We start from the raw sequence: 23,276 nt of genomic DNA, 5'->3' as shown, positions 1-23,276 counted from the left end.
TCCTCTTTATTTATAGGTTTATTATTGCGCTTGAATCGTTACCGTCGCCTCGGGTAAGCCCTCGGCTATGGCTTTTAAGTGGATGTCGCCTTGTCCGCCCTTGTTCCGGATCACGACCAAGGCTTTTCCGTAGTAGGCTTGCCGTTTCGGTTTACGGAGGCTGTTCGGATCGTTCGGATCTCCGTTATCCGTTCCGGCGATCTCACCCGGGCCCTCCACGAAGAAACGGATCAATGGAGTAGCGTCGGGAACCCGGTTACCATCGATATCGCATACATCTACGGTTACAAACGATAGGTCCGAGCCATCCGCTTGGATGACGCTACGATCCGGTGTCAAGACCAAACGGGCCGGCTCTCCTGCCGTATGGATCTCTTTCACCAAGACCTCCTTACCCCCTAAGCGGGAGACGGCTCTCAAGGTTCCGGGCGTGAAAGGCACACGCCAAGAGACATGATAGGTACTGTCCGTTTTTTGTTGTACGCCTAGGCTCTTTCCATTTAGGTATAGTTCTACCTCATCGGCATTGTTATAATAGGCCCAGATATCCACCGGTTCGCCTACCTTCCAGTTCCAATGCGGGAAAATGTGCAATACGGGTTCATCCGTCCACTCGCTTTTATACATATAATATACATCTTTCGGGAAACCCGCCAGATCCACGATACCGAAGAAGCTGCTCCGGCTGGGCCACCAATAGGGGGTAGGCTCTCCCAAGTAATCGAAACCCGTCCAGACGAACAGGCCGGATACATGCGGAAGCGTCTTCACCAGATGCCAAGTCTTCTCGTGCGTAGAGCCCCAAGGTACATGGCAATTATCATAAGAGGAGCAAACATGCTCGGGAGCCTCGAAAGGCTTGTCCCACGATTCCGGACGGATATAAATATGATCGGACGGCATCTCATAATAGCCACGGGTCATCAAGGCCGAGGTAGATTCGCTCACGATCAGTTTCTTTCCGGGGAAATTCCGGAGAAACGGCTCGAAATATCGCTCATGGTAGTTGAAGCCCAGCACGTCCAAGGCATCCGAGCGAAACAGATGATTCGCTGGGTTTACCTCGTTACAGCCGGCGGTAACGACCCGGGAGGTATCCAGACGTTTCACGATACCCGCCAAATGACGGGTGATCAAGGATTGACGGCTAAGGGTCGTATCCTTCAGCAAAGCGGGATCGATGGCATGGCCGGCATTCAAGATCAGGTTCGCCGCTTGCAGATCCAGCTCGGTAGCGTCGGCATGGCTCCATTGCTCAAGCACCTCATTGCCTATACTCCACATGAAAACAGAGGCGTGATTCCGGTCACGCAAGATCTCGTCCGTCAAATCCCGCTCGTGCCACTCCGCGAAATACCGGGCGTAATCGTACGGGGACTTACGGCGTTCCCACATATCGAAAGACTCATCCTGTACCAGAAGCCCCATACGATCGCAAAGATCCAGCAACTCGGGTGCCGGGGCGTTATGGCTGGTACGGATCGCGTTCGCTCCCATCTCCTTCATGATCCGCAGCTGGCGCTCGATAGCCCGTGTATTCACGGCGGCACCCAGACAGCCTAAGTCATGATGCAGGCAAACCCCTTTTATCTTCAAAGGCTTATCATTCAAATAAAAGCCGGTAGCGGAATCCCAACGGAACGTACGCAATCCGAATACCGTCTCATAACGGTCTACCACCTTGCCGGCCACTTTCACTTCCGTGACGGCCGTGTAGAGCGAGGGAGAATCGGGACTCCAAAGCTTGGGATTTGGGATCGAGAACTGATGATCGACAGATGCCTCCCGCATACGGGTGTCGTAACAGGGCGTATACGGTACCCGTAACAGAGTTGTTACGGATGCCGTAACAACTTTATTACGGTCATCGTAAATAGAGGTAGAGACTTCGGCCTCCCTATCCGCCTCCGAGCTATTCCTTATTCTCACCTCCAAGGCGAATGTGGCCTCCTCCGATGAGATCTTCATATCATGCACGAAAGTGCCCCAGTTGTCCACATGCACCGGATTCACCTTTACTAACCATACGTTACGGTAGATACCGGAGCCGGAATACCAGCGGGAGTTCGGTTGCTCGCTATTATCCGCCTTCACGGCGATCACGTTCGGTTGGCTTCCATACCTCAAATAAGGCGTCAAGTCATAACGAAACGATACATAACCATTCGGGCGGAATCCCAGCGAATGACCATTGATCCAGACCTCGCTATTCCGGTAGACCCCGTCGAAATCCACATAGATAACCTTATCCCGATCCGTCTCCGGCAGGGTAAATGTCTTTCGGTACCAACCAATCCCGCCCGGTAGCGCACCGCCACCCGGGGTAGACGGGTTGTCGAGGGAGAAATCCCCCTCGATACTCCAATCATGCGGTAAGGATAAGATACGCCAAGTGGAATCATCGCTGTCCGGGGATGAATAATCCTGAACGCTATCCGACAAGGCAAACTTCCAATCGTCATTCCATGAGCTACGTTCACGCACCTGCTCCCCAGCGGGGGAACAGGCGGTGAGCAATAGGCCCAGAAGCCACGCAAGTGGCCGATTCATCAGTGGTATCATTAGTGATTATATAGTTTAATTGATACTACCCAGTTGTAGAGACGGGGCGTGCCCCGTCTCTGCACAGACTGATGGGTATTATTTAAAGTTACCATTTAGAGGGGTTGAGACGGGGCGTGCCCCATCTCTACAACTAGAGGTTTACCTTGGTAAGATATTGTCACGTCCTTGCCAGAGGGATTCTCCGGCGTGATGAGACGTACCGTGATCTGACGCTCGCGGATCATGCCCGGATAGTCGCCCTCCCGTGCGCCGATCGTGAGCGTTCGCCTCGCATCATCATAAACAAACGGGATAGTAGCGTAATTTCCTTTCTCGTAATCGTAGGTCACGCCATTATCCTCATATAAGGTGAAGGAGCCGTCGGCACCGGCGTAAACAGAGACGGTTAAGTCTTTCTGCTCCTCTTTCGTAGACTGGATTACCTTTCCGGTCGGTACGATAGAGCCGGCTCTCACGAACAAAGGCATACGCTCGTAAGGAGCATCTACGTCCATCGCCGTCCCGCCTTGTATACACTTGCCGCTATAGAAGTCGTACCAGACACCAGAGGGGAAATATACCTTGCGCTCACGGGCCTTATACTTATGCACCGGGCATGCCATAAAGGCCGGACCAAACATAAACTGATCGTCTATATCGTAAGTCTTCTCATCGTTCGAATAATCCATCACCATGGCACGCATGATCGTATAATCCTCAAAATGCGTCTTGGAGGCCAAGCTATAGATATACGGCATCAATTGATAACGCAACTCGGTATAATACTTCATCGATTGGTACGTAGGCGATCCTTCCGGAGCGATATTATAGATCTCGCGGCAAGGATATTGCCCGTGGCTACGGAACAACGGACAGAAAGCTCCGAACTGATACCAACGGTTGTTCAACTCCCTCCATTCCCTCAAATCCTCGCTACCTTCCTTAGCAGCCATATAACGGTTCTCCACGCTGAAGCCACCGATATCCATCGTCCAGTAAGGGATACCGGACATGGCGAAGTTCAAGCCGGCGCTGATCTGCGCTTTCATATCCTCCCAGCGAGTACCGATATCACCACTCCATGTAGCGGTAGAGTAACGTTGCTGGCCGGCGAAACCGGAACGGGTCAACAAGAATACACGGTCATCCGGGTTTACGCTACGTTGTCCGTCGTAGATCGCCTCGGCGTTCTCCAAGGCATACGCGTTGAAGTATTTCGTGGACGGGCCCAGATAAGTCGGTCCGCAAAGCGCCTTCCGGTATTCGATGTCCGTATTATCCTGTACGTTCGGCTCGGAAGCGTCCATCCACCAAGCGTCAATGCCCAAGGAATACAGATGCTCGTTCATCTGTTCCCAGAAAAGCTTGCGGGCTTCCGGGTTGTACGCATCATAGAAAGAACCGATATAACCCGGATAAATCCAGTCGCGGATACTATCCTTAATCGCCTGCTGATACATGGCACCCAGCGCGTCCAACTCTTTATAATGCTCTGTCGTATAATAAAACTTCGGCCATACGGAGATCATGATACGGGCATCCTTATCGTGGATTTCCCGAATCATGCCTTTCGGGTCCGGGAAGCGTTCCTTATCAAACTCATGGCTGCCCCACGCATCTACCGGCCAATAGCTCCAGTCCTGTACGATCACATCCAAGGGAACCTGCCGCCGGCGGTATTCGTTCAAGGCGGTCAATAGCTCCTCTTGCGTCTTATAACGCTCACGGCTCAACCAGAATCCCATCGCCCATTTCGGCATGATCTGGCTCTTGCCCGTAACCGTGCGGTAACCGCTGATCACCTTATCCATGGAAGACTCTCCGTTGATGAAGTAGTAATCGATATCATCCCCCATTTCCGACCAGAAAGCCAACCGCTCCCGCTCCTCCTCCGGTAGCGGAGATAATACCTTCAAGCCGATATAAGAGACATCGCCATCCGGCAACCATTCGATACGGATCGGATAGCGTTTGCCCTTTTCCAGATCGGCCGTAGCCTTGTAATCATTCGGGTTCCATGCCGCACGCCAACGTTCCGGGATGATCTCCTCGTTATTCACAAATACCTTGGTATAACCGGCGTAATGTAGTTTGAAATGATAAGTACCCGTCTCTTTCGCCTCGATCTCGCCCTCCCAAGTAGCGGAAGCGCTCGGCTTCGGGAAGTCTGCCGGCAGGTTCTTGATGGTTTTCAGATTCTCATAATCTACCTTATCTTCATCCCGCTGGATTAAAACGGAATTCTTCGCCTTATCCGTATAGTAGGTAGCGGTCAACGCCCCTGCCCTCCCGTCTTTTCCGTATAGGCCAAAGACATCGCCCAAATCGGCGTATGGACGCTTGTCGCCGAAACGGCTCAAGGAATAGTTATGCCAAAGTACACCATACCCTTTTGAGGAAACGATAAACGGCACGCTCACCTTCGTGTTATATTGGAAAAGCTCCTCGTTCTTGCCTTTGTAGTTGAACTCATCGCTCTGATGCTGTCCTAGGCCGTAAAGCCCTTCCTCGTCCTCACTCTCAAATACCTGACGTAAGGTATAGCCTTTGGTTCCTTCCACCTCGATCGGCGTAAATTCCTTGCCTCCGTTTGTCTTCTCACGAAGGATCGTGTGTCCGTTGGCGTCGGTAAAGCGAACCTCTCCGGTCTCCCGTGAAAGACGGGCCTGTGTGGTTTGCGTACTTACGATGATCGTATCCCCCGAGGTCGTTATCTGAAACGATGGGGCGGGCAACGATTTCGTGTCCTTGATCAAGTTCACTTGGTTGGAAAACTTACCATCCGGAGAGGCGATTACCCGGATAATATCATCAGAGATTACTTCCAATTTAACAGCCTTCGCCTGTCCGGAACGGATATCGGCGACCAAGCCATTCTCGACCTTCCGGTAAGCGGAATCAGTCATGCAGGAAGTCAGCAGGGAAAGCCCTAACGTGAATACCGCGATGTGTTGTTTCATATTCTATAGATTCTTTAATTATTTCCGATCAGCAATGAGTCCGAACAGGTTTTTCCATACAAGAAAAATGGTTCTTCATTCGTTGGCAAAATTAAAGGGTTCGCGGCGGACAGGAAGCCATAAATGTTTTGGGTTACGGGGAGAACCGTAAAAAGGTAGGGGAAGAATGTTTATTTTAAGGGGATATTTTGTTATATCCCCTAATTACGTGGCATTTATTTAGAAAAAGTTTATTTATGATAGTCAGAGGGAAGCCTTCCGAACTCATCCTTAAAATACTTCCGGAATAGCTTCACATCATTGAAACCGCACTCCAGCGCGACCTCGTTGACCCGCATCTGGCTCTTCTCCAATAACTGCGCCGCACGCTTCAAGCGCACCGTACGGATCAACTCCACCGGAGTCTTACCCGTGATGGAAAGGCATTTCTTGTAGAAGTTCACACGACTCATGCCCATCTCCCGGCTCAACCGTTCTACGGACAACTCCGGATTGGCGATCTGCTCCTCGATATAGCCGATGGCCTTACGCATCAACTCCTCATCCATGGAGCTAGCTTGTACCTCCGTCAAGGCGATGCCCATGGTAGAGGACTGCATAAAGGCCTTTTGCATCTTCTTCTTCATCTCGATCAAATGCCGCACCTTCAAGAGAAGCATCTCCATATTGAATGGCTTGCTGATATAATCATCCGCACCGGCTTCCAGACCGACCAGTTGGCTATCTTTTGCGGACTTAGCCGTCAACAGGATCACCGGGATGTGGGAAGTCCGAATGTCTCCCTTGATCCGGCGGCATAAAGTAATACCGTCGGTGATAGGCATCATCACGTCGCTGATCACCATATCCGGCAGCTCCTCCGGAATGAGTTTCCACGCATCTTCTCCATCCGCCGCCGTGAGTACCGAATAAACGCCACTCAAGCTTAACTTCATAAATTCCCGGAAATCCGTGTTATCATCTACGACCAGCAACGTAGGTCTTTCCGCCGGAGACGCATCCTTATCAGCGATCTCCGGATGCTCCTCAACCGGAGGCAAGATATCCCCTTCGGCAATTCCTTCCGGAGCCGAGATAATATCTTGGTTGTCCAAGGGGATCACCGGCAGCGTAACCGTAAACGTACTACCCGCTCCCGGCTCGCTTTTCACGGTTATCGTCCCATGATGCATCCGCACGAATTCCCGGCATAGGTGCAGGCCGATACCCGTACCTACCACGGGATTTCCCTTATCCGGGGAAGCCACCTGATAAAAGCGATCGAAGATAGCTCCTTGTTTATCCGCAGGAATACCGATACCGCTATCCGACACCTCGATAACCAGTTTGTTCTCTCCCTCCTTCTCCAACCGCAATCTAAGCGTCACCGAGATAGTACCTCCCTCCGGCGTAAACTTAAAAGCGTTACTCAGTAGATTAGAGACGATCTTGAAGACCTTATCCGTGTCAAACTTCATCGGGAGAGACGTGAAGACCGAGGAAAAAGAGAAATGAATCCGCTTTTGCTCCGAAAGCTCCTTGAAGGAATAAGCCACGTCACGCACAAACGGGACAATATCGCCGGTAGACAAGACCAAGCTATCCCCTTGCATATCGATCTTGCGGAAATCCAATAACTGGTTCACCAATTTAAGCAACCGGTCGGCGTTCCGATAGATCAACTTCAATATTTGCTGGGATTCCATGTCTTTCTCCGTTTTCATCAACTTCTCCAAAGGAGTCATGATCAATGTTAGCGGCGTACGGAACTCATGGCTTACGTTCGTAAAGAAACGAAGCTTCATCTCGTCCACCTCATGCTGCTGACGCACAGTAGCCCGTTCTTGCTCCTCCTCCAACTTCTTTTGCTGGATACGGAAAATAAAACGTATCACGCCATACGCCAATAATATACCAGCTATGATATACAACGCTATTGCCCATCCGGTAGCCCAGAACGGAGGCAGGATCGTGATCTGCAAGCTCGTGATCTCCTTGCTCCAAATCCGGTCGTTATTCATCGCCTTTACCTTGAAAGTGTAAGTTCCCGGGTTCAAGTTCGTATAGGTAATACGACGTTCCAAGGCGCTTACGGTAGTCCATTCCGAGTCGAAGCCCTCCATCTTAAAAGCATATTTATTCTTCAAAGGAAGGAAATAACAACAAGAAGAGATGGTAAAGGAGAAATTACGTTCCGTATAATTCAGTTTCAATTGCTTGGTACAGGTGATATCTTTATCCAAAATCACATGCCCGTCATACGCCTCTCTCGCCGTTATCGGGACATTATTCACCATAAGTCCGGTTATCACCGCCGGTGGAGCATAGCTATTATAACGTATCCGGGCAGGATCAACGAAGGTAAGACCGTTTGTCCCACCAAACGCCAACTCACCCGTTTCCAGCCCACAAGCGCTATTCACATTAAACACACGTCCTTGAACGCCCTCATTCTCATCATAGCTATTCCAATCGAACGTATAATTATTATCCGTATCCCGATTCGGAACGATATTCAATAAGCCGTTCTTCGTCCCCACCCAAACCGTATGATATTTATCCTCCAAGATAGACATGATGCTGTTATCCGGTAATCCGGAAGAATGGTTCAACCGATACATCTTATCATTCAACCTATCATATATATGTAGCCCATGATTACTCCCGATCCATACCCATTGGCGGCTATCACAAAATACGACATTGATGATTTGATCCTCAAACACGGAACGTCCATCCTTCGTGCCGTTAAAAGAAGTAACAGCCCCCGTCTCCGGGTTGATCCAGTTCACTCCTAAAGAAGTTCCAACGACAATATTCCCCTTCTCATCCCCGGAAAGGCTATATACGATATCCGAGTTAATCGCATTCTCCTTATCCCCCATGCGATAATACGTCCATTTCCCGGTAGATTGATCCAAGCAATCCAGGCCGCCTTCCAACGTACCGATCCACAAACGATTCTTGGCATCGACATACAAACTATACACGCTATTATTGGATAAGCCGTCCTTACTGCCCGGGATATCCCGATAATGCTTGAAACGTTTCCCGTCAAAACCGGTCAACCCCTCCATATAAGTACCCAGCCATAACTTGCCATCCAAATCTTTCGCCATACTAATCACGACATCGCCGGAGATAGCGTTCTCGCTTTCCCGTCCCGCCCGGTAGCGGACATACTCCCCGGTTTCCCGATCGTAACGTAATAGGCCGTTTCCGCTAGTACCGATCCACAGATCCCCTTCTTTATCTTCTACGATACAATTAAAGTCATTGTTAAAGATATCCCGCATCAACTCCAAAGGGTACCGGATAGTCTGGAATTTAAAAATGCTCTCATGATAATAGTTGATGCCGTTTTTATAAGTGCCGGCCCACATAATCCCCGTATCATCCCGATACAAGCAGATCACGCTATTCTGGCTCAAACTCGTTTGGTTAAACGGGTTATTTCGTATATAACGCATCCGGTTCAGACGTTTATCCAAGATATTGATACCGCCATGATCGGTAGCGATCCAGATATTACCGTTCATATCCTCCGCCACGTCACGCACCATTATAGAGGATAAAGCGACCGAGGTTTCGGTCGTATAATGTTTCCACTCCTTGCTTTTGGGATTTAGGCGAAAGAGACCTCTACTATATCCGGGATTTAAGAAAAACCACAGATCCCCGTCACTATCGGCGAACACATAGAATAACTGGGCATTCGCATATTGAGTCAGATACTCATCCCGATAGACAGATTCTCCGGATGCCTTATCGATCCCCTCTACCACTCCCGAGGTATGGACTACATATAGACGATCGCCCACGTCACTCATATCACAAACCCGACCATCCTCTTTATTTAGTGGATACGAATAAATCTTTCCCCTCGCTTGATCATAACGACAAAATTCATTCGTATAGGTAGCGAAATAGAGTTGTTTATCATTGTCGACGAATATCTTAGCGGGAGGATTCTCTAGACGTAAGCTATCTAATATTTCCTTCTCCGGAATAAAACGGTCATTACCGGGCTCATATACGCAAAGTTGGTTCGTATTATAGGTAATCCAAATACGCCCATCAGCGGTTTCTTGAAGTTCGGAGACATGCTCCTCCCTAAAAGGCAACCCGCTTTCCTTGTATTTATAATGCTTAAACTCATACCCATCAAAACGGTTTACCCCAGAAGTGGTACCCAACCACATAAACCCCTTCCGGTCTTTCAGGATACAAGTGATCTCATTGGAAGACAGACCGTCCTGTACTCCCAGACGGTTGAAAAGAATATCTTCCGCCGCAAGTCCGGATCCCAATATTCCCCAAGACAGGATCATTATGATACAGAGTAGAGTTTTCGTTTTCATACTTAGCAAATATAGATATTTCCCGAAAACGAACCAAACCAACCGGTATCTAATTCTGCTGCAATGCGGGTTGCAGTAAACATACACGTAAAGTATCCATATATAAGAACATGATTATTAAAAATTATCCCGTACATTTGTCTTTCGATTGGAATAGAAATGAATAAGGCGCAATGATTGTTGTAAGAGATTTTGACAGACTGAAAGGAAAGGAACTGGTGGCTACGATCGGATTTTTCGATGGTGTGCATCTAGGACACCGTTTCTTAATCGACGAGATGAAAGAGATTGCCAAAGCACGTAACCTGCCATCGGCCGTAATCACCTTCCCGGAACATCCCCGGGCCGTATTGCATGCGGATTACCAACCGAAGCTATTAAATTCTTTCGAGGAAAAGTTACAGCAATTAGAGACTACCGGAGTAGATTATTGCATCGTATTGGATTTTACGATCGAGCTATCCCGGCTCTCGGCCAAGGAATTCATTACCTCTATTTTAGCGAAGAGCCTGCATGTAAAGACCTTATTGATCGGATATGACCATCGTTTCGGGCACGATCGGACGGATGGCTTCGAGCAATATGTCGTTTATGGCACCGAATGTGGTATCGAGGTGCTGAAGGCATCTCCCTATGACGAAGGAAATACGGCCGTCAGCTCTTCCGAAATCCGGAAATTACTTCAAGCCGGAAATGTAGCTGAAGCCGCTTATTTACTGACCTATCCCTATCAATTGCTGGGCCATATCGTCAGCGGCTATAAAGTGGGACGCACGCTAGGATTTCCCACGGCGAATATACGGGTAGATGAACCTTTTAAAGTCATTCCGGGTATTGGCGTATATGCCGTATGGGTGGAGGTGGAAGGCGAACGATATAAGGGAATGCTTTATATCGGTGACCGTCCGACACTCAATAATGGGAAGGACATATCCATGGAGGTCAATATTCTGGATTTCTCCGGAGATATCTACAATGATAGCATTCGTGTCTCATTCGTTCAATACGTACGCGGAGACATCAAATTCGATTCCTTAGAAGAATTGAAAGCCCAACTGGAGAAAGACAGATGCACCGTAAATAATTTATTATAATATGGAAAGATATTACGAAGCGATTGATTTATTAAAAGGCATGATCTCCCGTCCGTCTTTCAGCCGGGACGAGACCGCCGTAGCGGATTTCCTGCAAGCAGAATGGCAAAAGGCCGGACAAAAGGTGTTCCGCAAAGGCAACAACCTGTGGATCATCGCCCCGGATTTCGATTTCGGTAAACCGACCCTTTTACTCAACTCCCATATAGACACCGTCAAGCCCGCTTCCGGTTGGACCAAAGACCCGTTCACTCCCGAAGAGACCGAGGATGATCAATTATATGGACTGGGCAGTAACGATGCCGGGGCGAGCGTAGTCTCCCTCTATGAAGCCTTCTGTATCTTAAGCGAGAAAGAACAACCTTATAATCTAATCTTCCTTGCGTCTTGTGAGGAAGAGGTATCCGGGAAGAATGGCATTGAAAGCGCATTGGCCGAGCTTCCTCCTATCTCCTTCGCTGTCGTAGGTGAACCTACGGGTATGCAACCCGCCGTAGCCGAGAAAGGGCTAATGGTACTGGATTGCACCGCTATCGGAAAGGCCGGACATGCCGCACGTAATGAGGGCATCAATGCCATCACTTTAGCGATGAAGGATATAGAATGGTTCAGCACCTATCAATTCCCGGAGAAAAGCGACTTCCTCGGACCGGTGAAAATGACTGTCACCATCATCCATGCCGGTACACAACACAATGTCGTTCCCGATAAATGCGAATTCACGGTAGATATCCGCACCAACGAATTTTATACGAACGAACAGTTATTCGAGCTAATCAAGGAAAAGGTTCATTGCGAGATCAAGGCCCGCAGCTTCCGCCTTAGCTCCACCCGCACGGATCTGGATCATCCTTTTGTGCGACGGGCGATCTTAATGGGAAAAGAGCCTTTCGGCTCTCCTACGCTTAGCGACCAAGCCTTGATGCGTTTCCCCTCCGTAAAGATAGGGCCGGGAAACTCGGCACGTTCCCATTCCGCAGACGAATACATCAAGGGACCGGAGATCCGGGAAGCGATCGATACCTATGTAAGGTTACTGAATGGATTACAACTATAGCTTATGTTAAAAAAGATACTGGGGACAATAGGCTCGCGTTATCTGATAGCTTTCCTTAACCTAGCGCTGATCTTCATTAATGCGAAGGTGCTGGGAATCGAGGGCGTGGGGATGATCGGGTTGATCGTGGCCTCGGTAAATATAGCGGTAATCGTCAATGGGATTTTATGCGGGAATACGATTGTCTATTTCATGAATCGTTACTCCATGCGGACAATTTTCCTTCCCGCATATCTGTGGACACCTATCGGCTCTTCCCTAGCTTGCGGCTTCATGTATCTTACCGGGCTTTTACCCACCGGCTATCGGCTGGATATCTTCTTGTTGGCGATCTTGAGCTCTACGGTAAACGCCAATGCCCGCTTCTTGTTGGGTAAAGACAATATCAAAGGGTTTAATCTCACGTTTATATTGCAAGGAGGACTGCTATTTTTCGTCTTACTCTATTTCTATTATATATTGAAGCGCCCGGACGTACGGTCGTATGTCTGGGGATTATATGTCACGAACGGCATAGCCTTTATTGCCAGCCTATCGATGCTTGTTCCTGATTTCTTAAAGGAGACATCCCGGTCTTCCGGCAAATCGCTCTACGGTCTATTAAAAGAAATGTTTGCCTACGGCCTGTGGGCCGGCGCGGACGGATTGGCGGAAACCTGTACTACCCGACTCAATTATTTCCTAATACAACGTTTCGCCGGGTTGGGAAGTGTAGGCTTGCTAGACGCTGGGACCAAGATCTCCGAGAGTGTATGGAATATTAGTCGCAGCGTAAGTTTCATCGAATACAGTAGCGTGGCCAAGACCTCAGAGGCAACGGAACAAAAACGTATTACCTTACAGCTTTTCAAATTGACCTTTTGCGCTTTAGCCCTCGTGATGGGATGTATCCTATTGGTACCGGAATGGATATATACGGATTATTTTTTCAGCGCCGAGTTCAAAGGCATACGTAAAGTGATAGGCGGATTATCGATCGGAATCGTAGCGTTAGGCTGCAACAGCATCATCAGCCATTATTTCATCGGCAGCGGAAAGATCCGGTACAGTACGGCAAGCTCGTGCGTAGGGCTTATTGCCTTATTAATCTCCGGCTTTTTACTCATCCCGTCTTACGGGGTCGTAGGTTCCGCTATCACGACCAGTATCGCCTTTACCTCTATGCTGGTTTTCTCATTGACGGTCTTCTCCCGGCAAACACTTACACGCTGGAATGAGTTCCTTCCGGACAAAAAAGACTTCCAAGCTTGCAGAATTCATATACAAAAATCCCTGTAATTCTATCACGAATTTTATCGATAACGCTATCAAGTTCACGGAAAAGGGGACAATTACGCTTGAAATGATTTCGTGCAAGGTACAGCTCTCGGGTTATCAAAACATAGACTGTACCCTATAAACAAACTCCATCCAAACCCAATAACGGATCGCTTTTCCTAAGAACATGGAGATCGCCACGACCCATATATTAGCCCGCAAGAAACCTAGAGCGACAGCGATAAAATCACCGATACCGGGAAGAAAAACAAAGAAGCCCATCCAAGAGCCTTTTCCCTTGATCCAATCCTGCACCTTCTGTAGTTTTACCGGATCGAGTTTGAGGTATTTCTCGATCCACTCTACCTTTCCCAGCATCCCCAACCAATAGCAGCTCATTCCACCTAAGAAATTACCAAGCGTAGCGGCGATCATACAAGGCCAATAAGCCGAACCCGCCAATAATACACCCGTCAATACGACCTCACTGCTAAACGGCAAGATCGTAGCCGCTAAGAAAGAAGCGATAAACACCCCGATATACCCGTAGGCTATAAGAAATTCCATATACGTATCATTAATAATGCGATAAACATAACTACCGAGAAATGGAACAGCCAAAAGATATATTTCCCCCGGTTCACCGTAAAAAAATGGGCGATCAGGATAGACGCCGGTACACAGGCCATTTCCAGAAATTCCTCGGACGACTGCTCATAGATAAAGAACAATCCAAACGACCAAATGGCCATGACAATCAGAAAAGAAAGAAACTGACGAGTACGCAAATTATCCTCATACTCATGTGTAACGATGTTTAATGAAGCAATGATCGTTAATCCCGCCACTAAAACAATCTGTATCCAATCTATAATTCCCGTCCCTAGTACCGCAAGGAAACGGATCTTGAATAAGGAGGTGAAAGGTATGGTAAATGCCGTGAAATCCCATTCCCAGACACACCATCCGAAAACAAACCAATAAACCGTCAAGATTCCGAACAAGGAAGCGACAAATGTCCGGATATTCAATGTCCTGAAATTATACATTCCCAACCAAAACAGCGGCAAAAACCAAAGGATGTGTATCCACAACAGACTTCCGATACTGATAATCAAGGATGCGTTATAAGCCTTATCCGTAGCGTCCGGGTCATGATAAGAGGTAAATAACTGATAAAGGGCCAATATCAAACAAAACACCCCGACAGATGTTGATTTCAAGGGAAAGAAATCCGGGTTTGTACTTGTCAACAAGGCATAGAAGAGAAAGGGAAGCAATGTCTTCTCACGAATCAACATCAACGCATAGTTTACCCGATGCACCAGAAACGCACCACCGGCCATCAGCAAAAAACCGATCAAATAGGTAAACAACTTACCCGGAAGAACCAGACAGAGGGCATTCCATAAAGGAGGAGCCGTCACCTCTCCATACACGGGATAGCCTACCGAATCCACATACCCCACGATCCAACAAAAAATACAAGCGCAAAGCATGTACAAATGGGTCATAGGTGTCGCTATAGTATATCTACGTCCGTAATATGAAGTTGTTCCTCTTGCCATAATCTTATCTTAGTGTGAAAATACGGTACCTGCGTTAGTGCAAGCACCGGAGCGACGTTCGTAGTGAACGCCGACCGGTACTCACCGTAAACGCCGACTGACGTTCACTGCAAATGCCGACCGGCGTTCTCGATAAACGCAATTATAAATCAAACCCGATATCCCGACGGAAATACTTCTTATCGAAATCGATCTGCTTAGCTCCGGCGAAAGATTGGGCCAAAGCCTCTTCCTTAGTAGCCCCATACGAACTGACCGCGATCACACGGCCGCCATTCGTCAGGATCTGGCCGTCTACCAGCTTCGTTCCGGCATGGAACACTATATTGTTCGAGGATACGCCATCCAATCCCGTGATTACCTTATTCTTCTCGTAAGCCTCCGGGTAACCGCCGCTTACCAACATAACCGTAACCGCCGCACGAGGATCCTGTACCAATGTACGGCCCGCTAAATTACCTTCCGCTACCCCTTCCAGCAAATCAACCAAGTCACTTTGGATACGAAGCATGACTACCTCTGTCTCCGGATCGCCCATACGACAATTGTATTCTATCACCATCGGCTCATTCTTCACATTGATCAGACCCAAGAAGATGAAACCTTTATAATCGATATGCTCCGCTTTCAATCCCTCTACGGTAGGACGGATAATACGCTCGTCCACCTTCGCCATAAAGACCTCATCAGCGAAAGGAACCGGGGAAACAGCTCCCATTCCACCTGTGTTTAAACCCGTATTGCCCTCGCCGATACGCTTATAATCTTTCGCTACCGGAAGCACCTTGTAATCGTTGCCATCCGTCAAGACGAATACGGAGCATTCGATACCATCCAAGAATTCCTCGATCACGACCGTCTTGCTCGCGTCGCCAAACATTCCGCCCAGCATATCTCCCAACTCTTTCTTGGCTTCCTCCAAGTTATCGATAATCAGTACCCCTTTACCGGCAGCCAATCCATCCGCTTTCAATACATAAGGAGCGGAAAGAGATTCCAAGAACGCATAGCCTTCCTCTAAGTTTTCAGTGGAAATACTCTTATAACGAGCGGTCGGGATATGATGACGCATCATAAACGCCTTGGCGAAATCCTTGCTACCTTCCAATTGGGCACCTTCCCCACTCGGGCCGATCACGGGGATGGAGCTTAATGCCTCATCCTTCTTGAAATAATCATAAACACCCTTCACCAATGGATCCTCGGGACCTACCACGACCATATTCACTTGGTTCGCCAACGCAAAATCCTTGATAGCGGCAAAATCATCCGCTTTAATATCCACGTTGGTTCCTACCAACGCTGTTCCCGCATTACCGGGAGCGATAAATAACTTATCAACTTTCGGGCTTTGAGCGATCTTCCAAGCGATCGCATGCTCACGCCCACCAGAGCCTAATAACAATATATTCATATCTCTTCTAATTTTCAATTCTCAATTCTCCATTTTCAATTCCCAAGGTAGTCATCGAAATACCTCGTAATCTTCTCATGCAAATGCGGACGGTCCTTACCGGTCACATTATGCTCATGGCGAGGATACACAAAGTAATCCGGATACGTATCAGCCTCTACGCAAGCCTTTAAGAAACCAAGGCTGTGTTGCCACACTACCACCGGATCGATATCCCCATGTATCATCAACAGATGGCCTTTCAGATTACCGGCCTTCAGTTTCAGGTTCGCGTTCTTATAACCTTCCGGATTATCCTGCGGGCGATCCATATAACGCTCGCCATACATAATCTCGTAATTGCTCCAGTCGATAACCGGCCCTCCGGCCACGCCCACCTTAAAGATCTCCGGATAAGTCAGCATCAAGTTCGTTGTCATAAAACCGCCATAACTCCAGCCATGTACCCCGATACGGTCGGCATCCACATAAGACAAAGATTTCAGGAACTCGACACCCTTCACTTGGTCCGCCATCTCATTGATACCCAAATTACGATGAATCACGCTCTCAAAAGCATGTCCACGATTTGCCGAGCCGCGGCTATCCACGGTAAACATCACATAACCTCTCTGTGCCATATAGAGGTCCCAACCACGAGCCCCGTTTTGCCAGTCGCCCGTAACAAGCTGTACTTTAGGGCCTCCATATACATAGACAATCGTAGGATACTTCTTCGTCTCATCCAAATCCGGCGGTAAAGTCAACCGGTAATTCAAGCGAGTCTTACCATCGGCAGCAAGGATATGTCCAACCTTGATCCGCGGCATCCGATACAATTTAAAGGGATCCGGAGCGGAAAGTAAGGTAGAAATCACTTTAGCGTCCTTTACACGGATTAAATCGATATCCCTCGGGGTAGAAGGAGAACTTACATAATCAATCGCATATTCGCCGGAGGGACTCAGCAACCAACGGTGCACGCCCACTTTCCAACTCAAGCAATTCATGATATCACCCGTTCTCAAATCCGTCTCCCAAATATAACGTTGCATCCCCGTTCCTTGCATATTCGGAGATACGGGATGAGGTGCCGTTCCCTCGAAAATCACCTTATTTCCGTCTTTGCTAAAGCCTAGCACCTTGGTAACCACCCATTCCCCACCGGTTAGCTTCCTTAATTCCTTTCCGGTCGTATCATACAGATATAGATGGTTATAGCCATCCGCCTCACTCTGCCAGATAAACTTATCCGGATCGTTCGGCAAGAAAAGCACGGGATGCTGCGGCTCCACATAACAACGATCCGTCTCGGTAAACAGATCAGCCTCTTTCTTTCCCGTCAAGGCAGAGTACCGCACCAAATGCATCTCGTTCTGCTCACGATTCAACTCAGCGATATAAATACTCTTCTCATCCGGACTCCAAGCGATATTTGTTAAATATTTCTCTTTCGGCAAGCCTGTCTCCAACCAAACCGTCTGCCCGGTAGCTACCTGATAGACACCCACCGTAACCTCATGGCTCTTCATTCCAGCCATCGGATATTTATGAGGAACCGGCGTAGCGCAACGAGTATCGATATTCACCAGCGGGTAAGCGGTCACCATACGCTCATCCATACGATAAAACGCTAGAGCCGAACCTTTAGGAGACCAAAACATACCTTTCGTAATCCCGAACTCCCGTTGATGGACAGCCTGTCCGCATACGATTCCATCCTGTGTTTCACGTGTAACAATCGTATTTCGTCCATCCGGGGATAAAATATGCACATTGTTTCCCTCCGTAAAAGCTAAGTTATTCGTAGCCGGGCAAAAGTCATAATTCGCCCAGTTATTCTTCAAAGCATAATCAGCGACTACCTTATTTTTCTTATAGTCATAATGAATCCGGTGCTGTTTGCTAGTAAAAGCCAAGACCGAACCTCTTTCATAGGGTACCAAAAAGCTAGGCAAGGAACCAACCGTCTGCAGATTTGCCGCCGTCAAGGCCCCATTCAGTCTTTCCAACGAAAAAAGGACCTCTTCTTTTTTCCCCGGCTTAGCTCCTAACACGCTATCTCCCTTAACATATAAGTACTCGTCCCCGCACCATTGTAACTGTTTCAAGTCACGAGGTACGAAGCGGCTATACGTTTTTCCTCCCGGAATCAAGTCGTGCAAGGAGAGTTGCTTATCTTGGGCGGTAATCGACATCGTTAATAAAATCAGACAAAGGCTTATGAATAAAGATGATTTAATCCTCATAATCATCATACCCTCTCCGTTTTATAGGCTTTATAGGTTTGCTAAATGGGCGCTTTCCATCCCGCTTATGATCGCCAAACCCTTTCTTACGGTCATCCTCATCCCGATAACGCATTTTCACAGGACGTTCTCCTTTTGGCTTGATCGGCTTACGAACCGGGGCATCCACGAATTTCTTGCGGACCGGACGGTCCTCTCCCCGATCCTCTCCAAAGATACGTTTCCCCGGAATGGAAGCGAAACGCTCCTCATCATCCTCGCTATGGGCAGCGGCGAAACGACGCTCCGGACGATCCACACGACCCGTACGGAAGTTTTGACGATCATTGCCTCTACGCTCGAAAGAGCCTTCCGATCTGCGCGGACGCTCCTCTCCATCCTCATTCAATGCCTTCTTGAAGTCCTTATTAGTTCCCTCAAATAACTCATAGCAACGGTATTCGCACTCCAAGGAACCGTTCATCAATTTGATCTTCTCGCTCGGGCGCAAGCCGATCTTATCGAAACATTCATCTTTATAGCTCAAAATCCAAGCCTTATATCCCATGAACACGTGTTTCAAACGCTCGCCGATCATATTATACAATCCCAATAGATCACGAGATGATATACGCTCTCCATAAGGTGGGTTCGTCACCAATATACCCGGCTTCGGAGCCTCTGTATATTGTTGGAACGGTTTCACCTTCAGATCGATATATTTCATCAAGCCAGCGCTACGGATATTCTCCAAGGCGATATCGATAGCGGCTTGGGAAATATCGGAGCCATAGCAATGGAAAGCGAACTCACGCTCCCCGCTCTCATCATTATAAATACGATCGAACAATTCCTCATCATAGTCCACCCATTTCTGGAAAGCGAACTCTTTCCGATGGATACCCGGAGCGATATTCAAGGCGATCATGGCAGCCTCGATCAACAATGTACCGGAACCACACATCGGATCTACGAAATTAGATTCTCCTTTCCAACCGGTTTTTAGGATCATGCCGGCAGCCAACACCTCATTCAACGGAGCTTCCGTTTGATCCACCCGATAACCACGCTTGTGCAAAGACTCGCCGGAGCTATCGATAGATAAGGTACAATCGTTATGCGAAATATGGATATTGATATATAAGTCCGGGTTATTGACACGAACGGACGGACGCTTCTTGAACTTCTCGATGAAATAATCCACGATAGCGTCTTTCGTACGGTAAGCGACAAACTTCGAGTGATTGAAATCCTCGGAATAGATCACCGAGTCGATCGCGAACGTCTTGTCCAGCGACAAATACTTCTCCCACTCTACCTTTTTCACCTCTTTATAAACGGTATCAGCATCTTTGGCCTTGAAATGATAAATCGGTTTCAGAATGCGCAGGGCAGTACGGCAGTGGAAATTCGCTTTATAAAGCAATTCCTTATCACCCGTAAAGGAAACCATACGACGACCGATCTGCAAGTCGTTGGCACCTAAAGCTAATAACTCCTCGGCCAAGATCTCTTCCAACCCGTATAGGGTTTTGGCCACCATTTCAAATGTCTCGCTCATTTTAATTGAAAATTGAGAATTGAGAATTGAAAATTATTCCCAATTGCGTATTACGTTGTTTATTATTAATTATTCTCATTTCGCTCTCTGACATGCTTCGATCTCCTTCCAGCTACCCTCTTGATAATTTTCAATTCTCAATTTTCAATTGTGTAACCGTACTCCCTGCCGGTACATCCTCCGCTATCCAGACGTTACCACATATCGTAGCCCCTCTGCCAATCCGGATTTTACCGATTAAGGTGGAATTAGAATATACTGTCACATGATCTTCCAAGATAGGATGACGGGCTACGCCACGGATAGCGTTACCGTTCTCATCGGGGGGAAGTTTCTCTCCCGCCAAGCTGACGCCCTGAAAGATTCGGACGTAATTGCCGATCACGCTCGTCTCGCCGATCACCGTACCCGTCCCGTGGTCTATCGAGAAATGATGACCGATCTTCGCGCCCGGATGGATATCGATACCGGTCTCGGAATGTGCCATCTCCGTAATCATACGAGGAATATAAGGAACCCCGAGCTTATACAATTGATGGGCGATCCGGTAATTACCGATCGCCCGGAAACCGGGATAACAAAATATGACCTCACCTAGATTTTGAGCGGCGGGATCGCCATTGAAAGTCGCCTCCACATCCGTAGCCAGCAGACCGCGAATCTCCGGAAGCGTAGAGATGAAAGCCTCCGAAATAGCCTCTGCCTCAGCGGAGATCTTTTCTTCCGGGCAAGTCACGCAAGATGTATCCGCAAAACAAAGTCCCGCATAAACCTGCTTGGATAATAAAGAATGAAGAGTCTCAACATTTACGCCCGTATGAAAACGGATCGTCTGTTTACTGATACGGGCATTCCCATAATAACCGGGGAACAGGATCGCACGGCATAGATCGATGATCTCTTTCAGCACCTCGCCCGAGGGCAGCGCCTCCTCATCCCTGTACGCATGGAACAATTGTTTATACGATGCCTCATCCGACAGCTTCTCCACCGTATCGCCCAATACGCTACTATGCCTCTGTATATCCATTATTTGCGGAATATTCTTTATAATGCGCAAAAATAGTATTTTATTTGAGAACACCTTCACGAAGAAGCATCAAAAATACAGCCAACGACTAATATTACGTTCTATAGCGCTAAATTCCACGCCAACCTTTATCAACTTACGCCCATCCGCCTGATAGAGTTACAAATAAATAATCTTCATATCGAATACTTTACCACATCCAATGCTCCACTTTCATCAAGAGCCAAGGCGACCAGAAAACGATCGGAAGGGTCTACGGCAATCCTCTTTATTGAACGATCAAAATTCAATCGTTTCTTTAATTGGCCGTCCCAAGAAAGAACCAGCAATGTGGATAAATTCGAAAAATCCGCAGAACCATCGTACAAGCAATATACATACTGATCCGTACCGAATATATCGATAAAGCATTTTGTCGTTCCAAGAACATCCACTTGGGTATCATTCTTCTTCAGTAAAGGCACGATAGGCTCCTTCCCATACGTAAAGCTCCTTTGATAAGTTCCCTTCAAATCGTAAAAATCAATTTGGTTGAAGAAACGCAAGGCAGCAACCACACTGTTTTGCCGCTCATTCACACAAAGATTAGACAAATAAGCGACGTGCTTACAAGAACGATACGTTCTTGCTACTTTTGGTGGCTCCACCCAATAAATTCCCTCTTCCCGATTCGCATAGCAGAAAGGACCATAAACATTTTTCTCTACGATCGGAACCGCATAAACTTCTTTCGTGGTGACATTATAATGCGTAGAGGGAACAAGTTCGGGTATTAGTATATATTTCCGATCAAAACGCAAAGAATCCGCCAGCACCTGCATCTTATTAAATGTAAGTTGGTTATCCACGATCCAGAACTCATCCTTTCCGGCGGGTTCTTTTGTATTTGACTTCATAAACTCCGGATTAGAGAAATAAGTGGCACCATATCCTTTCAACGCAAACGCATGCAGGTGCGACAAATCATCTTTGTCGAATACTTGAATGATCGTATCACACCCACGAGCCAACAACACCAAATAAGACTCGGTAAGACCAATCCCATCATAGCATACACCAGAATCCCCTTTCATTAACAAATTTCCCTCCAGCCGTTTTTCTTCTCTTTCCGCATCGGAACAAGCGAGAAGAAACAAAGCGAAGAATACAATAATCCCATACAATACTCTCATGACCTTTCTATTTTAAATAAACATAAGATCGGATTATCGTCCTGTGTACGATTCTCCGCTATCCGTCTCAAATCCTCATAATGTATCTGATTACGCAACAGCACCGTCGAACTGATCTTCCCGATAAAATAATCTTTATACACTCCGCAAATACCGTAAAAGCCTGTCAACCCCGTAGCCCTTATGAAGTTGGGGAACGCATACGAGAATGCCTCTTTCCTATCCTTGTCATAAAATCCGAAGTAAGTTACCTTATCGCACATATAGGTCGCATGCAGGATCTGTTCGGTCTCCAGCAGCCCAAAAGAATTTACATAGCCGGAGCGAAACAGATCGCCAGAGAAATCTCTCCCGCCTCTCCCTTTCTCCTTGACATACTCGATAGGAGGCATACTTTTATCTCCGAAGCGAACTTTATAAGCAGGCTCCAACATCCCGTCCTTCACTTTCCACACTTCGGGGGTAAAGGGGAAATGCGCATACCAATCCCCAGCAAAGGCATGCAACGTCTTGCTCCCATTGATCGTATGGCCGGACGTGAAATAAGCCGGTCCCAACAATGCGTCTTGCTCTCCTTTCCTGTCCGTGGCTTTCAGATAGAAGTTTTCCCTTTGCGGTGTCGCAAATCCCAAAGGATAATACCAAATCCAATTCTCCTTATCCAAAGGGGCGCAGTCCACAAAATAATCAGCTACATCTTGCGTGGATATATATTGATAGGTATCCAGATCATAACGCAATAAGGCCGTCCCACCAAAATCCACCAATGTCAAGATTCGCTCTTTCTCATCCACGAAAAAGTGAGTTAGATAAAGATACTCTTCCGGCCCTTGTCCCCGCAAGCCTACACGAGTAATAAAATTTCCTTGATCACTGAATACAAAAAGCGCATTTATCTCATCACTTCTATCGAATACAAAAATACGATCGTCCACCCAGCAAACCCGGTAGAGATCTTTTAACAGCACGCTATCCTTCGTCTCCAAAGGAATGAATCTGCATTCCAAATGTTCCTGCAAGCCAACCGTACAATCGTTTCCGAAATCCACCACGTCCCACTCTTCCTATCTAT

The 23,276-nt window shown here is 47.7% G+C and carries 14 protein-coding genes; 3 read left to right on the top strand and 11 right to left on the bottom strand.

Annotated features, from left to right (window positions below; genetic code table 11):
• Nucleotides 1-21: 21 nt before the first annotated feature.
• The 3 genes from QVP94_RS16890 to QVP94_RS16880 form a co-directional block, all read right to left on the bottom strand.
• Nucleotides 22-2,550 (bottom strand): glycoside hydrolase family 2 TIM barrel-domain containing protein, encoded by a 2,529-nt coding sequence (locus QVP94_RS16890; RefSeq protein ID WP_022193055.1) that lies wholly within the window; start codon nucleotides 2,548-2,550, stop codon nucleotides 22-24.
• Nucleotides 2,551-2,657: 107 nt separating this feature from the next.
• Nucleotides 2,658-5,504 (bottom strand): TIM-barrel domain-containing protein, encoded by a 2,847-nt coding sequence (locus tag QVP94_RS16885; RefSeq protein WP_005860210.1) that lies wholly within the window; start codon nucleotides 5,502-5,504, stop codon nucleotides 2,658-2,660.
• 230 nt (nucleotides 5,505-5,734) lie between these two features.
• Nucleotides 5,735-9,814: a hybrid sensor histidine kinase/response regulator transcription factor gene (locus tag QVP94_RS16880; protein ID WP_005860212.1), complete on the bottom strand. Its 4,080-nt coding sequence runs from the start codon at nucleotides 9,812-9,814 to the stop codon at nucleotides 5,735-5,737.
• A gap of 203 nt (nucleotides 9,815-10,017) precedes the next feature.
• Here QVP94_RS16880 and ribF point away from each other — a divergent pair, with 203 nt between their 5' ends.
• The 3 genes from ribF to QVP94_RS16865 are packed head-to-tail and all read left to right on the top strand — an operon-like array spanning nucleotide 10,018 to nucleotide 13,273.
• On the top strand, nucleotides 10,018-10,938 hold the full coding sequence (gene ribF, locus QVP94_RS16875) for a riboflavin biosynthesis protein RibF (protein WP_005860214.1): 921 nt from the start codon (nucleotides 10,018-10,020) through the stop codon (nucleotides 10,936-10,938).
• Nucleotide 10,939: 1 nt separating this feature from the next.
• Nucleotides 10,940-11,995: a M20 family metallo-hydrolase gene (locus QVP94_RS16870; RefSeq protein ID WP_005860216.1), complete on the top strand. Its 1,056-nt coding sequence runs from the start codon at nucleotides 10,940-10,942 to the stop codon at nucleotides 11,993-11,995.
• A gap of 3 nt (nucleotides 11,996-11,998) precedes the next feature.
• A complete protein-coding gene (locus QVP94_RS16865) occupies nucleotides 11,999-13,273 on the top strand; it encodes a lipopolysaccharide biosynthesis protein (protein ID WP_022193054.1) in 1,275 nt (424 codons plus the stop codon).
• A gap of 96 nt (nucleotides 13,274-13,369) precedes the next feature.
• Here QVP94_RS16865 and QVP94_RS16860 read toward each other — a convergent pair whose 3' ends face one another.
• From QVP94_RS16860 to QVP94_RS16825, 8 genes are all read right to left on the bottom strand, one after another.
• Nucleotides 13,370-13,819 carry a YqaA family protein gene (locus QVP94_RS16860; RefSeq protein WP_005860220.1) on the bottom strand — a complete coding sequence of 150 codons (450 nt, stop codon included), beginning with the start codon at nucleotides 13,817-13,819 and terminating at the stop codon, nucleotides 13,370-13,372.
• Nucleotides 13,804-14,820 (bottom strand): hypothetical protein, encoded by a 1,017-nt coding sequence (locus QVP94_RS16855; RefSeq protein ID WP_005860222.1) that lies wholly within the window; start codon nucleotides 14,818-14,820, stop codon nucleotides 13,804-13,806. Before QVP94_RS16855 ends, QVP94_RS16860 begins: the two co-directional genes overlap by 16 nt.
• A gap of 142 nt (nucleotides 14,821-14,962) precedes the next feature.
• On the bottom strand, nucleotides 14,963-16,234 hold the full coding sequence (gene purD, locus QVP94_RS16850) for a phosphoribosylamine--glycine ligase (RefSeq protein WP_005860224.1): 1,272 nt from the start codon (nucleotides 16,232-16,234) through the stop codon (nucleotides 14,963-14,965).
• Nucleotides 16,235-16,269: 35 nt separating this feature from the next.
• The gene (locus QVP94_RS16845; RefSeq protein WP_022193053.1) at nucleotides 16,270-18,471 is read right to left on the bottom strand and encodes a S9 family peptidase; all 2,202 of its coding nucleotides are present in this window, start codon (nucleotides 18,469-18,471) and stop codon (nucleotides 16,270-16,272) included.
• Entirely contained in the window at nucleotides 18,452-20,002 is a 1,551-nt protein-coding gene (locus tag QVP94_RS16840; protein ID WP_022193052.1) for a THUMP domain-containing class I SAM-dependent RNA methyltransferase, read from the bottom strand. Before QVP94_RS16840 ends, QVP94_RS16845 begins: the two co-directional genes overlap by 20 nt.
• A 130-nt stretch (nucleotides 20,003-20,132) precedes the next feature.
• Nucleotides 20,133-21,032, bottom strand: a complete 900-nt coding sequence (locus tag QVP94_RS16835; protein WP_005860231.1) for a serine O-acetyltransferase — start codon at nucleotides 21,030-21,032, stop codon at nucleotides 20,133-20,135.
• A gap of 176 nt (nucleotides 21,033-21,208) precedes the next feature.
• Nucleotides 21,209-22,204 carry a BF3164 family lipoprotein gene (locus tag QVP94_RS16830; protein ID WP_022193051.1) on the bottom strand — a complete coding sequence of 332 codons (996 nt, stop codon included), beginning with the start codon at nucleotides 22,202-22,204 and terminating at the stop codon, nucleotides 21,209-21,211.
• Nucleotides 22,201-23,256, bottom strand: coding sequence for a 6-bladed beta-propeller (locus QVP94_RS16825; RefSeq protein WP_022193050.1), 1,056 nt, complete (start codon nucleotides 23,254-23,256; stop codon nucleotides 22,201-22,203). The genes QVP94_RS16830 and QVP94_RS16825 overlap by 4 nt, the downstream gene beginning before the upstream one ends.
• Nucleotides 23,257-23,276: the final 20 nt, after the last annotated feature.

It is taken from the genome of Parabacteroides sp. CAG:2 (genome assembly GCF_000436315.1).
Lineage (GTDB): Bacteria > Bacteroidota > Bacteroidia > Bacteroidales > Tannerellaceae > Parabacteroides > Parabacteroides distasonis.
The sequence above is the reverse complement of the archived record's forward strand: the minus strand, read 5'-3'. Positions and strand labels throughout refer to the sequence as shown.

Bases quoted from the DNA above. Each gene is read 5' to 3' on its own strand.
- QVP94_RS16855 (WP_005860222.1), bottom strand. From the start codon at position 14,820: ATGGCAAGAGGAACAACTTCATATTACGGACGTAGATATACTATAGCG.
- QVP94_RS16865 (WP_022193054.1), top strand. From the start codon at position 11,999: ATGTTAAAAAAGATACTGGGGACAATAGGCTCGCGTTATCTGATAGCT.
- QVP94_RS16845 (WP_022193053.1), bottom strand. From the start codon at position 18,471: ATGATGATTATGAGGATTAAATCATCTTTATTCATAAGCCTTTGTCTG.
- QVP94_RS16835 (WP_005860231.1), bottom strand. From the start codon at position 21,032: ATGGATATACAGAGGCATAGTAGCGTATTGGGCGATACGGTGGAGAAG.
- QVP94_RS16840 (WP_022193052.1), bottom strand. From the start codon at position 20,002: ATGAGCGAGACATTTGAAATGGTGGCCAAAACCCTATACGGGTTGGAA.
- ribF (WP_005860214.1), top strand. From the start codon at position 10,018: ATGATTGTTGTAAGAGATTTTGACAGACTGAAAGGAAAGGAACTGGTG.
- QVP94_RS16870 (WP_005860216.1), top strand. From the start codon at position 10,940: ATGGAAAGATATTACGAAGCGATTGATTTATTAAAAGGCATGATCTCC.
- QVP94_RS16885 (WP_005860210.1), bottom strand. From the start codon at position 5,504: ATGAAACAACACATCGCGGTATTCACGTTAGGGCTTTCCCTGCTGACT.
- QVP94_RS16880 (WP_005860212.1), bottom strand. From the start codon at position 9,814: ATGATCCTGTCTTGGGGAATATTGGGATCCGGACTTGCGGCGGAAGAT.
- QVP94_RS16830 (WP_022193051.1), bottom strand. From the start codon at position 22,204: ATGAGAGTATTGTATGGGATTATTGTATTCTTCGCTTTGTTTCTTCTC.
- QVP94_RS16890 (WP_022193055.1), bottom strand. From the start codon at position 2,550: ATGAATCGGCCACTTGCGTGGCTTCTGGGCCTATTGCTCACCGCCTGT.
- QVP94_RS16860 (WP_005860220.1), bottom strand. From the start codon at position 13,819: ATGGAATTTCTTATAGCCTACGGGTATATCGGGGTGTTTATCGCTTCT.
- purD (WP_005860224.1), bottom strand. From the start codon at position 16,234: ATGAATATATTGTTATTAGGCTCTGGTGGGCGTGAGCATGCGATCGCT.